We start from the raw sequence: 15,706 nt of genomic DNA on the forward strand, positions 1-15,706 counted from the left end.
ATGCGAAGAGCCGGTTTATCCATTAGCACTGCCAGCGTCCGTTTCTGCCCGGTTTTTGCCTGTCGCCACCGGTAGCAATGCGCAGCTCTCTGCCGATCATGGTTATGAGACGTGCTGGTCAAATCCGATGCAATCAGTGGTCAGATCGAATGCAAACGCCAGGTCAAGTGCAATGCAAACGAGTGGTCAGGACCGATGCAATCATGTGGTCAAGTGGAGTGCAATTTCGCAGCGATACCGAGAATGGTCTTCGTTGCATGCTTTCCGAATGAGTTTTTCACGTTGGACGGTAGCTCATAAAGGCCAACGAGCTGGATGGGGTTGTCGCATGCTGGGCACACAGCAAACTGAGTTAGCTTGTCTGCACTGCCGGGCTGGTACCACGGCTCTCTGCGGAGGGTATCTTGCTCGAAGCGATCCTTGTTGATGATTTTGCTTTCTGTGTCTTCAATGCGAAGCTTATAAAGATCCATTTTTGCTGAAACCGTTTTAATAGAGGGATTCTGGATGGTAACGAGTGAGAGTAGGCAGCAGTAAGGCCTAACTGATCCTTGTGGCGGTCATCCGCCCGTTCGAGGCCCAGCTAAAACATACTCAGATCGAGCTGGGTGCCCCCAGAAACAACTAGCCCCCTGGTGCGCAGTACCGGTCTAAGACCTGCCCGAGGCGTGGGGACTATTTTTGGAGCGACATTCCCATCTGGTTCGGGAAGGATCAATTGGTTGGTAAAGCTTGTCCGACATTTCCAACCGTGAGCCACCGATGACACTCGACCGAGATCAAAACTGGATCTGATCAGTTGGGCCGGCTCCCAGCGGCAGTCCGGATTTCGAAGCTACGTTGCGCTTCTCAATACTGCGCTTGAGGCCGCGATTGGCTGGATGGTTGCGTCGGGAGGGGGAGGAGTGAGCCAGTGAAGCACCAGGGCGGTCAGGAGGCTTGCGATGGTGTTCACAGATATCGCGATGAGAGCGTTACGCATTTTGGAGCGTCCATTTTTTGAAGTGGACCTCTATTTAATGCGCATAAACAGTGTGTCACCACCACCCCAAAAAAATTTCGTCACGCCCCAAAATGGGAATTGTCATTCTGGCGCATCACTTTTTATCTCGTGCCAGAAGCACTCGACCCCTATTAGTGCGGATTCCACGGTCATCTGGCCACCCATTCCATGAGCATCTGACCACCGATTCCATGGTGATCCGGCCACCCATTCCACGCGTATCCGACCACTGATTCCACGGCCATCCGGCCACTCAACCGGGCAGGCAGTAACGCAGGATTTCTTCACTACCATCGACCTCTTTTTCGAAGCAGAGAGGTCGTCGTGGAGCGTTTATCCATGCGTAAGATTCGCGAAGTACTTCGTCTCAAGTTCGAGGTCGGGCTATCGGCTCGCCAGATTGCAGTCAGTGTGCAGGTCGGTCGTGTCACCGTCGGCGATTACCTCTGTCGCTTTGCCGCCAGCGGCCTCAGTTGGCCCTGTTCGTTGTCCGATGCGGAGTTGGAGCAGCAGCTGTTCCCGCCATCGCCGGCGGTGCCCAGTGAGCAGCGGCCACTGCCTGATTGGTCTTGGGTGCACGCCGAGCTGCGTCGCCCCGGCGTGACCTTGGCGCTGCTCTGGCAGGAGTATCGCCTCAGCCAGCCGAAAGGCTTTCAGTACAGCTGGTTCTGCGAGCACTACCGGGCCTGGCAGGGCAGGCTGGACGTGGTGATGCGTCAGGAGCATCGCGTCGGCGAGAAGTTGTTCGTCGACTACGCCGGGCAGACGGTGCCGGTGATCGACCGCCACAGCGGCGAGATCCGCCAGGCGCAGGTGTTCGTCGCGGTGCTCGGCGCATCCAGCTACACCTTCGCCGAAGCCACCTGGTCGCAGCAGTTACCTGACTGGCTGGGCTCCCATGCCCGCTGCTTCGCCTTCCTCGGCGGCGTGCCGGAGATCGTGGTGCCGGACAACCTGCGAAGCGCGGTGAGTAAGAGCCATCGCTACGAGCCGGACATCAACCCCAGCTACCGCGATCTGGCCGAGCACTATGGCGTGGCGGTGGTGCCGGCGCGGGCACGCAAACCGCGCGACAAGGCCAAGGCCGAAGTCGGCGTGCAGGTGGTCGAGCGCTGGATCCTCGCCGCGCTGAGGAACCGCCAGTTCTTCTCCCTGGATGAACTCAACAGCGCTATCGCCGGGTTGCTGGAGCGGCTCAACCGACGACCGTTTCGCAAGCTGCCGGGCTCCCGGCACTCGGCCTTCGAAGCCCTGGATCGTCCAGCGCTGCGCCCACTGCCGGAGCAGCCCTACGTCCATGCCGAGTGGAAGAAGGCGCGGGTGCACATCGACTACCACGTCGAGGTCGATGGGCACTACTACTCGGTGCCGTACCAACTGGTGAAGAAACAACTGGAAGTACGCCTGACAGCGCGCACGGTGGAGTGCTTCCACGCCAATCAGCGGGTGGCCAGCCACCTGCGCTCAGCGCACAAGGGCCGGCACAGCACACAGGCCGAGCACATGCCCAAGAGCCATCGCGAGCACGCCGAGTGGACGCCGCAACGGCTGATCCGCTGGGCCGAGCAGACCGGACCGAACACCGCCGGCGTGATCGGCCACATCCTCGAACGGCGCATCCACCCGACTCACGGCTACCGGGCCTGCCTGGGCATCCTGCGCCTGGGCAAGACCCATGGCGAAGTGCGTCTGGAGCTGGCCTGCCGTCGCGCCCTCAGCCTCGGTGCGTGCAGCTACAAGAGCCTCGAATCGATCCTGCGCCAGGGTTTGGAAAGCCTGCCGTTGGCTCAAGCCAACCTGCCCCTGCTGCCGGACGACCACGCCAACCTGCGCGGCCCCGGCTACTACCACTGAACCCAAGGAAACTCACCATGCTGCCCCATCCGACCCTGGACAAGCTGCAAACCCTGCGCCTGCACGGCATGCTCAAGGCGCTGAACGAACAACTGAAAACCCCGGACATCGACAGCCTGAGCTTCGAGGAACGCCTCGGCCTGCTGGTCGACCGCGAGCTGACTGAACGCGACGACAAGCGCCTGAGCAGCCGCCTGCGCCAGGCCCGGCTCAAGCACAACGCCTGCCTCGAAGACATCGACTACCGCAGCCCGCGCGGGCTGGATAAGGCGCTGATCCTGCAACTGAGCGGCGGCCAGTGGCTACGCGACGGCCTCAACCTGATTATCGGCGGCCCCACCGGCGTGGGCAAAACCTGGCTGGCCTGCGCCCTGGCCCACCAGGCCTGCCGAGAGGGCTACAGCGTGCGTTACCTGCGCTTGCCGCGCCTACTGGAGGAGTTGGGCCTGGCTCACGGCGACGGGCGCTTCGCCAAGCTGATGAGCAGCTACGCCAAGACCGACCTGCTGATCCTCGATGACTGGGGTCTGGCCCCGTTCACCGCCGAACAGCGTCGCGACATGCTGGAGCTACTGGATGATCGCTACGGCCAGCGCTCGACCCTGGTCACCAGCCAGATGCCGGTGGACAACTGGCACGAACTGATCGGCGATCCGACCCTGGCCGATGCCATCCTCGACCGCCTGGTGCACAACGCTTATCGGATCAATCTGAAGGGGGAATCGATGCGCAAACAGACGAAGAAATTGACGACACCGAGCGCCTCAGACTAACAATGCAACCCCTGCGTCGCTGCGCTCCGACTGCCCGGCCGGATGGCCGTGGAACAGGTGGCCAGATGGCCGTGGAATGCCTGGCCAGATGAGAGTGGACTGGGTGGCCGGATGGCGTGGAATCCGCACCTATTAGCTAGCGAGCCAGGACTCGACCACGTCGGCACCATACTCGTTCTTCCAGGCCTTGAGTGTGCGCTGATTACCACCTTTGGTTTCAACGATCTCACCGCTGTGTGGATTCTTGTAGACCTTCACCGCACGTGCTTTCCGAAGAGCCTTCGGGGTAATCGAAGCGGAAGCCACCGCTTGCGGATCAAGGATCAGCACCACTTGGCGCAAGCCGTAGCCATACTCGTTTAGTAGGGAGCGAAGCTTCGTTTCGAATTCCATTTCCTGCTTCAGGGATGAGTCATTTTTCAGGGCTTCCAACGCGGCAAGTTGGGCAGTGAGTTGTTGTTCGAGCAGGCGAAATTCAGCGAGACGGGACATAGGATTGTCCAAAATGGGTTCGGCTATTTTAGCAATCACGAAAGAGAGCTTGCTAACTATCTTGATCCCACTTGCCTCAATCGGCTATCGCGAGGCTGAGCGATCGCCGTGGATAAAAAGGTGATGGCGCCTGAGTCGTCGCTCTGCATAGCCTCACCCATTAGGTATTCAATCAGTTTTTTGCTTCTCACCCATACGTACTACCGGCATGCAGCATTTGGTATGGATGGTTCAACGGGGCGAAGACGTCAGCGAGAAACTGGATTACACGCCGGGCGTGTTCACAGTTGAGAGGAAGCCAATTATCCTGACATGTGATGATCACGCATCGTGTACGTTTTCATGAGGCGGTACCCACCATTCACAATGGCGCCCCCGTGAACGGTAAGCTGGGTACTGTTCACTTAGCATTTCAGTAAAAATAGAAAAGCCCACCATGTGAGGCGGGCTATCAAGTGTCTCCGAGCGGAGGCCATGGCCAACAAAGTCTCAGAGCAACGGCCTGTGCCATCGACTATTGGCAATGACATAGGCAAAACCCTGCTAGCCGCGCATCACCTTGTTCCAGTCAATTTCGTAGCCGCCGTCTTGAAGCTCACGGCTCAAGGCTTGGTTCCAACCGTCGTCGTTCATCGACGTCCACACTACGCCAGCAAAGTCGCTGGGAATCTCAACCTGGCCACGCTTCAGTGCACACACTCGTTCGCGCCCCAGGTAGCCGAGGAAATAGCCAAATTTCAACAGGACGTTTTTCTTCTCAAGTGCTTTGATGGCTATAGGTTTTTCAGCAATTCACAGGCATCTGCCCAGGAATACGCACCTTCCAAGGGGCTATGCTCGAAGACCATCAGGTAGCGGTAATCCCGACCTGCACACCTTTCCCAATACTTCCCAAGCTCGATTTTCGCACTGGAGTCCGAGTTATCCCGGTCACTGCCCTTTGTCTCCAACAGTATGATGAGACCTGAGCGCAATTTCAGGACGAAATCAGGGTAGTGGTTGATCGGACCGTTCAGGGCGAACCCACGACTGCTTGAGTTCCTATGCCACCACCGGACGTTTTCACAGTCCGACAGGAATTCGGACATGCGCTCTTCGAGACCATTGCCCTTCTCTTCACGAACGTACAAAGAATTCTCTGCCGCGAGAGGGGCTTTCTGCCTTGGAGCAATCTCCATTGGTAGTTGGTAGGAGGGTCGTGTGTCCACCTTGTTCAGGTCGATCCACTGCTTGAAGCGCCTGCGCGAGAAGCCCAGCATTTCGCTTCGAACGCGCTGCTTGATGCTCTCAACATAGGCATGTTGCTGTTCAAGCACCTCATCCAACTGACCAGCACTCAACCTTGCCAGAATCTTGCGGATGTATGCCTGCAAATCAGCCTCAGCCAAAGGCGGCATCTTGCCCAGCCAGTTACCCACCAATCCTGTAAGCTGACGCCGCTTACCCTCGGAATCCAAGCTGGACAGGTAGTCCTTCAGCTTGCGAATCTCGTTGTCCTTCAACTGAATTTTCGTAGGCTCGTAGTCACCCTGCGCGCTACCCACACGAAGCAGATCGAGCTTCACCAAATCGCCGCTCACAGGAGCAACGGTAAAGTCGTTCACGTCGCAATCTGCTAGACGAAACTCTTGGTCGAGCAACTGAGATTTGTCGAGAAGCACGCCGCCGTCTTCGTCAGCAAAAATCAACCCAGCGGGCGCTTTCCGGTAGAACTGGGGTAGCTTGAGTTCCTTGATCTCGTCAACGAATTCAGGTCGGAGGGAGAACAGTTCCATTGCACCTCTCACGTCATTGGGGATGTGCTTTCCGCCGTTGGTAGCCGCAGCAGCTACCAGCTCTGCATTGGCTTGGCGCGCAGCCTCCAATGTCGATTCAAGGAAGTCGTCGCTGGTCGTCTCACTACCACTACCCAGTTCACTGCCGCCGCTCGATGCCAACTCGAAAGGTTCTGGATCACCCGCAGAAGTATTCGTGACGAACAGCCCCGGTTGAGGTTTTGTTGGCTCAGGCGTGACTGCTTTTGTGGTCTGGCTATCAGACTTGGAATCGCTCGAAACGAGATCAGGAGTCCTGAAATCTGCACGGCTGAAACCAGCTCTGTTCAGACCGACAACGATCCTTTCCAACGTCTGACTGAAGACGCTGGAAGCCGTCAGCACATAGCTCATGTTCAGTGGTTCATGACCATGAGCGCGAACGTATGGCTGTCGCAAAATTCGACCAAGAATCTGCTCCACATCCACCGCAGATGACCTATCAGCCAAGGTCGCGAGAATGTAGGCAAACGGGCAGTCCCACCCTTCCTTCAAGGCGTTCACGGTAATGATGAATCGAACCGGGCAGGACGTAGACATGAGGTCCAAACCGCTCAGCTCATCTTTGTCCGCAGTCTTGATCTTGATCCAATCTTCGGCAATCCCATGCTCTAGCAGCTCAGCCTTCACCAGCTCGAAGGTTTTTGCATCTGCCTTGGTTTTGCTTTCAGCCTGCAGCAATACGATAGGTCGGATGTATGCACCACCAGTCTGCTCTTCTGCTTTCGCCTCAGACTCGAGACGCGCCCTCAAATCAATGGCATGAGCAATGACAGAAGTTCGGCTTGGGAGGTTTCTCACGATGACTGGAAGTTTGACCATGTGTTGGTCACGCATCACCAGAGCATCTACAAAGCTGATGATATTCGCCCCAGTTCGCGGTGTGGCGGTCAACTCAAACACAAAGCTTGGACTGAGGTTGCGAAGCATGTCTTGGGACAGGCTACTGGTCACGTTGTGGCTTTCATCAACGATGATGACTGGTTTCAAACCAGCCATCGAGGCGACCAGAGAGTAAGGGTCAACGCCCTCACCTACCGCCACAGCCGTGGACGCCAAGTCATCCAGCGCACTATTCTCTTGGTAAAGCTTGCGATCATCCTTGTTGCGCGCTTTCAAGCTGTCATAGGTCAGCACAGCAACGACAAGACCGTCTTCCACCTCATCCCGAGAAAGGAAACCGGACAGCAAATCGCGCTTATCCATGATGCTCACACGACCTTCGAACAAACGGTTCAAAGCCTGCCGGTAAGGATGTGTTGGATTACGCAGCGCCCTCAGAACCTGATCTAGAATGGACAGCGACGGAACAAGCCACAAGCACAAACGAGCATCGCCTTGACGCTTCTGCAGCGCACTGAAAATGCTCGAAACGGCATGGAGTCCGATGAAGGTTTTACCACCGGCAGTCGGCACCTTCGCACACACTTGTGGAGCGCCATGCGGAGCTGGCTGATAACCGGGCATCTTTGTCGCGCCCAGTGCATCCCAGTGAGCGCGATAAGCTAACTGAGGGTCATCACAAGCGGTCCAGCGACGAAGGAACAGCTCAAGATCCTCAATGACCTGACTCTGATAGGTGTTCAATTGCATTTTCTAGATCCTCAGAGTCGAGCAATGTCGCGTGGGATTTTCTTGAAGCCAATGCCGTGCCGACGCATGAAGTCCTCACCAAGAGCCAACTGGTCAGCGTAAACCAGTACAGGTCCAGCGACCTTCACCAGTTCAGCCAGAAGCTCAAGGTCGAGCGTGGTTACGGAATGTTCTTCATAGGCGAAGAAGACTCGCAGACCATTTGCTTCGCCAAGCCAGTAACGGTGCTGGCTTTCAGCAGATGACGAACCAGTGCCTTCAACGATCCCTTCCTGCCATGCGACATAATTACGGATCGCGTCGATTCCGGCAGCAGGGTTCAGGTTGCCGTATTCCACAAACAGTGGCTCGCCCAATGCGTAATAGGTGAAACCACCACCCAGCCCCGCCACTGCCTTGCTCTCTTCGCCGTAGCCATTGGCAACCCGCTTGATGCGTTCGGCGGTGAGCGATTCGGCGTAATCCATCATCTCAATCAGGATGAAACGTCGAGTGCCTTCATCCTGGGCGTTCGCCTTCAAAACGGCGTGTCCGGTCGTACCAGACCCGGCATAGGAATCGAGGATGATGGAATCTCTATCAGCAGCGATGTCCAAAATTCGACCAATTAGGCTACTAGGCTTTGGCGTATCGAAAGACGAAGAGCCGGAGAAAATAGCCCGCATTTCGTTCTTGGAGCTACGATTGCTGCCCACGTCCTTTTTCCACAACGTGCGGGGCACCAAGTCACCCACCTCGTTGAGATACCGCTTGATGCTGGGACGGGCATCGCCGGTTGGACCCCACCAGACACGACCCTCTGCGTCGAGAGCACGCAGCTTTTCCTCAGAGACACGCCAGAAGCGCCCCGGAGGCGGAGAGAAATCACGTCCAGTTGGACCTGTGATGGTGAACAGTCCCTTGGAATAGGGCTTGTTGGCAAAAGGATCACCCGCAATCCAAGGACCGTTGGGGTCGTCATCTGGATTGTCATAAATGGAATCCGATTCAGCAGTACGAGCCAGCCGAGCAGGAACCCAATTGGGACGTTTCGAGTAGACCAGAATGTAGTCATGGTCTGTAGAGAATTGGCTTGCAGAATTCCGAGGCGAATCCGCTTTTTCCCAAATCACGCAGGTCACGAAATTTCCAACGCCGAATATCTCATCCAGAACCGGACGAAGAATACCAACCGCGTTGTCATCAATCGAAACCCAAATAGACCCGTCGTCGGAAAGCAGTCGATGCAGAAGCTTTAGACGTGGATACATCATGCAGAGCCATTTGTCTTGCCGGCTCATATCCTCGTTTTCTTTACCGACTACTTTTCCAAGCCATTTCATAATTCGTGGGTCATTAACGTTGTCGTTGTAGACCCAGTTTTCATTGCCGGTGTTATAGGGCGGATCGATGTAAACACATTTCACTTTCCCCTCATATTCAGGCAGCAGGCTTTTGAGAGCTTCCAGATTATCGCCGTGGATAATCTTGTTATCGAAACTGTTCTTCGGCAGGCTCTGTTGAGCAGAAAAAGTGAATTGCTCGCGCAGAACGCGATAGGTTACATCCCGATGATGGTTTCGGACTTGATCCTTCCCCACCCAGTGCAATGTAGGCATGGTGCTAGCCTTGTCCTCGAAAAATGAAGCAAAAACCTGCCTCCCAAGGCAGCCGGTGATTTGACACCATGATCCCCGCCAAGGCAAGCGGGGACTGGCTTCATAGGCATCGCCAACAAGCCTCACATGGTACGCGACGCGCTTGGAACCGTAGGGTTCACGCCTTAAGATGGCCATATGACATACCCAACGATTTAGGGCATTTTTATGCATCCACTGGCAGAAGAAGCAGAAGCTCTACAGCACATGCTGGTCTCGCAGGCTACGGGCGGTAGTGAAGACGACACGGCGTACCTGATGCTAAGACGCACCATCCTCGACGATCCCACGCTTGCCACGATGGTCCCACGGTGCGTGAACACATGCCGCAGCCTCAGTCAGTTCTGGCAGTTCATCAAGAACAAGTACGCCACCTATGCCGAACGCCGGACTTACCTATGGGACGAATTCCGTCCACTGCTGGACTATGTAGAGAAAGGTGGTTCATCACCAGCGGATCAGGTAGTGACTGGTGCAATCGAGCGGTTTGATTCCGAGCATGTGAGAATTGCTTGGACGAAATCCTTGGAGCGACGCACCACGGACCCAGAAGGCGCAATCACTATGGCGCGTACCCTTCTGGAATCCGTCTGCAAGCACATCCTAGAAGAAGCTGGGGTTGAGTACGACGATAGCCCAGACCTCAACAAGCTTTACCGCCAGACGGCTGAATTGCTCAACCTTGCACCCTCTCAACACACAGAGAAGGTTTTCAAGCAGATCCTTGGCGGCTGCACGTCAGTGGTTGAAGGACTGGGGGCATTGAGGAACCGTCTAAGCGATTCCCACGGCACAGGGAGGGCAGGTGTAAAACCTGCTCCACGGCATGCAGAACTGGCTGTGAATCTGGCTGGCTCGCTTGCTCTTTACCTGCTCGGCACTTGGGAAGCGAAATCGACCAAACCTGTCTGATCCCAGAACTGATGAACCGTTCTGACTTTTTTAGCAGAAGGTAAACGGCGCACGTACAAAAGAAAAAACGGCATAAAAAATGACTGCGAGGATACCAATCAAAGCTAGGATTAATAGAGCAGTGAATTTGACATTGATTTTTTTGAAGAATGGATTTTCTTTGTCGAGCCAATTGGCAGCAGCTACCGTTGAAAGAGCCTTTCCTTGAAGCATCAAAAAAACATGATTCATGCCGACAATTGACAACAAAAGAAATGCGAAAGACATCGTGGAGTTACAGGAAAAGTTTTTCTCTGCCAGCAGCTTAACAACCAAAAAAGCCGAAGCAAACAGTGCAACATCAAAGAAGAATTTGATATTCGTTGTCAACATGCTTTGAAACAGGCGCACGCAGGACAAAGACCTACTAAAAAGAAGACTGAACGCATAGATTATTAAGGACCATGAAATTACGGCACCACCAACAAAAACGTTGTCGATAGAAGCGTTATCGTTGAGAAAACTCAGCGTCATACCCAAGCCAAGCCATTCAAAAATCACAGCAACTATTAGGGCAGTAACGAAATTCTGGACTGGCAAATGCCCAAAATAATACTCAACTTTATTTTCAGGGATTTTTGACGCGTTAGGGGTTAAGCCTACAGCGGTTTCCTTTGCTTGCTTTGGATTACCCAAAATCTCAGGCAGGACTGGGGTTTCAACTGCTGGCTTCACAAGCCCCACCGACGATTTTGAATTCGTCAAAGACCTATACGCCACGAATGCTCCAGCAGCAGCACCCACAAAAAATTTCCAATTCGATCCTTTCTTCTGCACCTTGAAGTCCTTTCGCTCGTAGCCGATATACATGATGGCATTCTACCTACTAGGAGTCTTCAGGCGTAGAATCTGAGCGCTGGAGCGTGGCATTTGGTAATGGGCGAGCTGAGCAGCACACGCTGGAACGTCTCACTAACTACATGCGGCCAGCCCAGCATTTTCTTCGCCCGGAATGGATCGTGTCCCGCTCATGTAAACCTCTTTTTTTCACTGTAAACCACAGTGGTTTACAGTGAAAAAAGAGGTTTACAACGCTCTGATCAGCTTGAGCCTTTCGGACCTATCGACCCCATTTAGCCCGTGAGGGGTCACAGACCGTCCATATACAGATGAGCCTGACATCGTCAACACGACTCAGCGGATCGACTGTTCATTCGTTTTTGTGATGATCTCGTCCAGCAGATCTACTTCGGTGAGATACCAAAGCCACCTTTGACCTGTTTCGTTCAGGGCCTCGAATTGATGGTCGCTCAGCTTCAGTAGCAGCAGAGTGATGACGCGCCTGAAGGCAGCGGGATGGATCTGCAACATCGAAAATTTAACATCCATCTCTCCAGAGAACCGCCGCCAAGACGCCTAAAACGCGTGTCGCAGCCAATTGCAACAAGTCGTTTGACACCATAATGGCACCCCAATGTCCCGCAACCATCTTCTTCACCAGTTAAAAGCTGGCGGGCGAACCCTTTCCCTGCAGCCAGGTCTCTAACTTCTTTCTCCGCAAGGTATGAGTATTCCGGCTCTTCGCATTTAAGGGTGTAGAAAAAATCTGACCGGCTGGAAAAGGAGTCGAGGATCTTAGAAAATGTAAGCTCTCACACCAACAAAAACTAAGCCCCCGACGTGAACAATCTTACCTTTTCTAGCCCTGATCTTTCCAGCTTTTGCCAACTGAATAACCTCGGCCTGACTGCCACTGGACAACATCTTTGTGCAGAGCGCGCCGTCATCGAATGTCGTTTAACCAAAGCACCCGAGCCATGCCCCAAGTGCGGGGCTGCTGGTGTTTCACGCGGTACTGTCGATAGGCATCTTGCTCACACACCTTACGGACAACGACCAACCAGATTGCTGCTGCGTATCCGTCGCTGGCGTTGTGCTTGCGGCTGTTTCTGGCATGAAGATACAAACAGTGCAGCACCTCCACGTTCAAAGCTTTCATATGGGGCGATACGCTGGGCATTAGCTGCCATCGTGCTGGATCATCTGTCGGTATCTCGTGTTGCGAGCCAGCTTGATGTTGCATGGCACACCGCTAATAATGCCATTATCAACGAAGGACGGCGCCTGCTTTTTAATGACTCGACACGTTTTGACGGTGTGACCGTGCTGGGCGTGGATGAGCATGTTTGGCGACATACACGCTGTGGTGACAAGTACGTCACCATCGTGGTTGACCTTACGCCCGTGCGTAACAAAAACGGGCCGGCCCGCTTGCTCGATGTGCTGGAAGGCCGCTCCAAACAAGCCTTTAAGCAATGGCTACAGAGTCGCCCCAAATCGTGGCGTGACCAGATCGAAAGCATTGCCATGGACGGTTTTACGGGGTTTAAATCTGCAGCGCAAGAAGCCCTGCCTCAAGCCCAAACCGTGCTGGATCCTTTCCATGTCGTGCGCTGGGCAAGCAACATGCTGGATGAATGCCGCCGGCGTGTGCAACACGACATCCTGGGCCGCAGAGGGCGTAAAAATGACCCGCTCTACAAAAGCCGTCGAACGCTACTGACTCGGATCAGCTACCTGTCTGACGCCAACAAAAAGCAACTGTTCCAGCTGTTTGCAGATGAGCACCACCTCGAAGTGGATTGCACCTGGAGCATGTACCAACGGGTGGTCAGCGCCTACAACGAGCCGGATCGAAAACGTGGTAAAAAACTCATGGAAGAGGTCATAAATATCATTACAGCCAGCGACTTGCCCAAAGCGCTCATCGAGGTGAAAGGCTTGGGGGAAACGCTGAAAAAATACGCTGAGAGCATCCTTGCCTACTTCGACCGGCCAGGAACCAGCAACGGTCCAACAGAAGCTATCAACGGGCGACTTGAGCACTTACGAGGTACCGCCTTGGGCTTTAGAAATTTAACCAATTACATAGCCAGGTGCTTGCTGAAGTCAGGAGGGTTTAGAAATCAGCTACACCCTTAAATGCGAAGAGCCCCATTAATGCCAGGTCGTCAATTCTAGGGTCATGAGTCAGGGCTACAACGGCAGTTGCCGCGTGGCAACCACCGGCAGCGATGAAAAGAGGCTCTTCGCATTTAAGGGTGTAGAAAAAATCTGACCGGCTGGAAAAGGAGTCGAGGATCTTAGAAAATGTAAGCTCTCACACCAACAAAAACTAAGCCCCCGACGTGAACAATCTTACCTTTTCTAGCCCTGATCTTTCCAGCTTTTGCCAACTGAATAACCTCGGCCTGACTGCCACTGGACAACATCTTTGTGCAGAGCGCGCCGTCATCGAATGTCGTTTAACCAAAGCACCCGAGCCATGCCCCAAGTGCGGGGCTGCTGGTGTTTCACGCGGTACTGTCGATAGGCATCTTGCTCACACACCTTACGGACAACGACCAACCAGATTGCTGCTGCGTATCCGTCGCTGGCGTTGTGCTTGCGGCTGTTTCTGGCATGAAGATACAAACAGTGCAGCACCTCCACGTTCAAAGCTTTCATATGGGGCGATACGCTGGGCATTAGCTGCCATCGTGCTGGATCATCTGTCGGTATCTCGTGTTGCGAGCCAGCTTGATGTTGCATGGCACACCGCTAATAATGCCATTATCAACGAAGGACGGCGCCTGCTTTTTAATGACTCGACACGTTTTGACGGTGTGACCGTGCTGGGCGTGGATGAGCATGTTTGGCGACATACACGCTGTGGTGACAAGTACGTCACCATCGTGGTTGACCTTACGCCCGTGCGTAACAAAAACGGGCCGGCCCGCTTGCTCGATGTGCTGGAAGGCCGCTCCAAACAAGCCTTTAAGCAATGGCTACAGAGTCGCCCCAAATCGTGGCGTGACCAGATCGAAAGCATTGCCATGGACGGTTTTACGGGGTTTAAATCTGCAGCGCAAGAAGCCCTGCCTCAAGCCCAAACCGTGCTGGATCCTTTCCATGTCGTGCGCTGGGCAAGCAACATGCTGGATGAATGCCGCCGGCGTGTGCAACACGACATCCTGGGCCGCAGAGGGCGTAAAAATGACCCGCTCTACAAAAGCCGTCGAACGCTACTGACTCGGATCAGCTACCTGTCTGACGCCAACAAAAAGCAACTGTTCCAGCTGTTTGCAGATGAGCACCACCTCGAAGTGGATTGCACCTGGAGCATGTACCAACGGGTGGTCAGCGCCTACAACGAGCCGGATCGAAAACGTGGTAAAAAACTCATGGAAGAGGTCATAAATATCATTACAGCCAGCGACTTGCCCAAAGCGCTCATCGAGGTGAAAGGCTTGGGGGAAACGCTGAAAAAATACGCTGAGAGCATCCTTGCCTACTTCGACCGGCCAGGAACCAGCAACGGTCCAACAGAAGCTATCAACGGGCGACTTGAGCACTTACGAGGTACCGCCTTGGGCTTTAGAAATTTAACCAATTACATAGCCAGGTGCTTGCTGAAGTCAGGAGGGTTTAGAAATCAGCTACACCCTTAAATGCGAAGAGCCAGTATTCCTTCCAAGATCCGTCATTGAGAGGAACCTGATCAATGATGGCGTTGATGCATGACTCACGCACCTTGTTAACCTTGAGATTATCGAATGAGAAACTATCTCCAATCCCGGGCGTAATTGCTACCACCACAAGCCGCTTACGATGTTCGAGTGTCCCGAAATCCCAGCCGTCCAGAACAGCCTCATGCACCACATAGCCCAGATGCGTGAAAACGCTTCGAATAACCGACATCGATGCAGTGTTAGCATACTCCCCGACATTTTCAATGATGGCAATACATGGATTTACATGACGCAGCCAGTTCAGATACTCGACGAACAGTGCGCCGGCGTCATTATGACTCTCTGCAAATGCAAGTTTGTTTTTACTCCTGCCGCTCTTGCTCGCTCCTACGCAAGGGATACCTCCGACAAGTATCTCGCACAAAGGTGTATTTTCACTCAAATATACGTCCCGAACATCAGAATGAATAGCGATCGAGTCCTCTGTCCAAATATCGCCATTGTTTCGAATTGAGCAGTCGAGATAATCACTTTCCATCTCAACGCCAACCTGCACAAATGAGCCGACACCGGACTTAACCATGCCTGAGTGCAAAGCTCGGTCAAGCACCCCGCCACCGTGGAAGAGCGATGCTACGGCGAGTTTTTGACCACGCTCCAACTTTTCCTTCATGCGCTTGAGGCGCTCGCGGATCTTTGTCTGAATCTGCAAAGCAGTAATCACAATCCGGCCACGACGAATCGCGACTCGGACCTTATGGTCATCTTCAAAGACTTCACGGATTTTCTCAGAGCGCAAGTCGATTACTGGATGTACAACCCCATTACGCTCACGCTTAGATACGCTGATGCACTTCCCGGCAAAGCCAGTTGGAACCTCAATTAGTTCGAGACGCCGTGCAATCTTGTCTGACTTAATCGAGTACTTCTTGCCAATCTGAATACCGGCTGTCAGGAGGTGACGGCCTTCCATAAAGACACGTGAAACGCCCTTCGATTCGCCGATTTTTGCGTTGATGATGGTGGTCATTGTGCTGCTCCAAGTAGTCGACACAGCTCCCCTGGCGGGGACTGAGCCCGATTGGGGGAAATGACAAACTGGTTGTCTGTACTTCCTGGAATGCGTAACAGAGACCGA

General features: G+C 54.1%; 11 protein-coding genes and 3 pseudogenes. 5 read left to right on the plus strand and 9 right to left on the minus strand.

Features of this window, described 5'->3' with window-relative positions:
- Positions 1 to 230 precede the first annotated feature (230 nt).
- Positions 231 to 473: pseudogene (locus tag J5X93_RS26140) on the minus strand (hypothetical protein); the annotation flags it as partial.
- Positions 474 to 1,342: 869 nt separating this feature from the next.
- On the opposite strand from J5X93_RS26140, the gene istA reads away from it, so the two are divergent.
- Positions 1,343 to 2,857, plus strand: a complete 1,515-nt coding sequence (gene istA, locus J5X93_RS26145; protein WP_218816148.1) for an IS21 family transposase — start codon at positions 1,343 to 1,345, stop codon at positions 2,855 to 2,857.
- 17 nt (positions 2,858 to 2,874) lie between these two features.
- Positions 2,875 to 3,630 (plus strand): IS21-like element helper ATPase IstB, encoded by a 756-nt coding sequence (gene istB / locus J5X93_RS26150; protein ID WP_250034212.1) that lies wholly within the window; start codon positions 2,875 to 2,877, stop codon positions 3,628 to 3,630.
- Positions 3,631 to 3,762: 132 nt separating this feature from the next.
- Here the strand turns inward: istB and J5X93_RS26155 are convergent, their stop codons facing one another.
- The 4 genes and pseudogenes from J5X93_RS26155 to J5X93_RS26170 all read right to left on the minus strand — a co-directional run bounded on the left by J5X93_RS26155 (position 3,763) and on the right by J5X93_RS26170 (position 9,127).
- On the minus strand, positions 3,763 to 4,122 hold the full coding sequence (locus J5X93_RS26155) for a histone-like nucleoid-structuring protein, MvaT/MvaU family (protein ID WP_100413061.1): 360 nt from the start codon (positions 4,120 to 4,122) through the stop codon (positions 3,763 to 3,765).
- A gap of 543 nt (positions 4,123 to 4,665) precedes the next feature.
- Positions 4,666 to 4,878: pseudogene (locus J5X93_RS26160) on the minus strand (TIR domain-containing protein); the annotation flags it as partial.
- 17 nt (positions 4,879 to 4,895) lie between these two features.
- The gene (locus tag J5X93_RS26165) at positions 4,896 to 7,529 is read right to left on the minus strand and encodes a DEAD/DEAH box helicase (RefSeq protein WP_100413063.1); all 2,634 of its coding nucleotides are present in this window, start codon (positions 7,527 to 7,529) and stop codon (positions 4,896 to 4,898) included.
- 11 nt (positions 7,530 to 7,540) lie between these two features.
- Positions 7,541 to 9,127 carry a site-specific DNA-methyltransferase gene (locus J5X93_RS26170; RefSeq protein WP_100413064.1) on the minus strand — a complete coding sequence of 529 codons (1,587 nt, stop codon included), beginning with the start codon at positions 9,125 to 9,127 and terminating at the stop codon, positions 7,541 to 7,543.
- A gap of 207 nt (positions 9,128 to 9,334) precedes the next feature.
- Between J5X93_RS26170 and J5X93_RS26175 the strand changes: the two genes are divergently transcribed.
- Positions 9,335 to 10,078 (plus strand): abortive infection family protein, encoded by a 744-nt coding sequence (locus tag J5X93_RS26175; RefSeq protein ID WP_100413065.1) that lies wholly within the window; start codon positions 9,335 to 9,337, stop codon positions 10,076 to 10,078.
- Positions 10,079 to 10,108: 30 nt separating this feature from the next.
- On the opposite strand, the gene J5X93_RS26180 is transcribed toward J5X93_RS26175, so the two are convergent.
- Together J5X93_RS26180 and J5X93_RS26185 are read right to left on the minus strand one after the other, a co-directional pair.
- Positions 10,109 to 10,927 carry a hypothetical protein gene (locus J5X93_RS26180; RefSeq protein WP_100413066.1) on the minus strand — a complete coding sequence of 273 codons (819 nt, stop codon included), beginning with the start codon at positions 10,925 to 10,927 and terminating at the stop codon, positions 10,109 to 10,111.
- Between the two features lie 324 nt (positions 10,928 to 11,251).
- The gene (locus tag J5X93_RS26185) at positions 11,252 to 11,428 is read right to left on the minus strand and encodes a hypothetical protein (RefSeq protein ID WP_220383107.1); all 177 of its coding nucleotides are present in this window, start codon (positions 11,426 to 11,428) and stop codon (positions 11,252 to 11,254) included.
- Positions 11,429 to 11,737: 309 nt separating this feature from the next.
- Here J5X93_RS26185 and J5X93_RS26190 point away from each other — a divergent pair, with 309 nt between their 5' ends.
- The gene (locus J5X93_RS26190; protein ID WP_011920678.1) at positions 11,738 to 13,039 is read left to right on the plus strand and encodes an ISL3-like element IS1411 family transposase; all 1,302 of its coding nucleotides are present in this window, start codon (positions 11,738 to 11,740) and stop codon (positions 13,037 to 13,039) included.
- Positions 13,040 to 13,052: 13 nt separating this feature from the next.
- Here J5X93_RS26190 and J5X93_RS26195 read toward each other — a convergent pair.
- Positions 13,053 to 13,139: pseudogene (locus tag J5X93_RS26195) on the minus strand (hypothetical protein); the annotation flags it as partial.
- A 106-nt stretch (positions 13,140 to 13,245) separates the two neighbouring features.
- Here J5X93_RS26195 and J5X93_RS26200 point away from each other — a divergent pair.
- Complete coding sequence (locus J5X93_RS26200) at positions 13,246 to 14,547, plus strand: ISL3-like element IS1411 family transposase (protein WP_011920678.1); 1,302 nt, start codon at positions 13,246 to 13,248, stop codon at positions 14,545 to 14,547.
- Here the strand turns inward: J5X93_RS26200 and J5X93_RS26205 are convergent.
- Positions 14,525 to 15,598 (minus strand): DNA cytosine methyltransferase, encoded by a 1,074-nt coding sequence (locus tag J5X93_RS26205; RefSeq protein WP_250035193.1) that lies wholly within the window; start codon positions 15,596 to 15,598, stop codon positions 14,525 to 14,527. The genes J5X93_RS26200 and J5X93_RS26205 overlap by 23 nt on opposite strands.
- Between the last annotated feature and the right edge of the window lie 108 nt (positions 15,599 to 15,706).

The organism is Pseudomonas sp. BYT-1 (assembly GCF_023611805.1).
Classification (GTDB): Bacteria; Pseudomonadota; Gammaproteobacteria; order Pseudomonadales; family Pseudomonadaceae; genus Aquipseudomonas; species Aquipseudomonas guariconensis.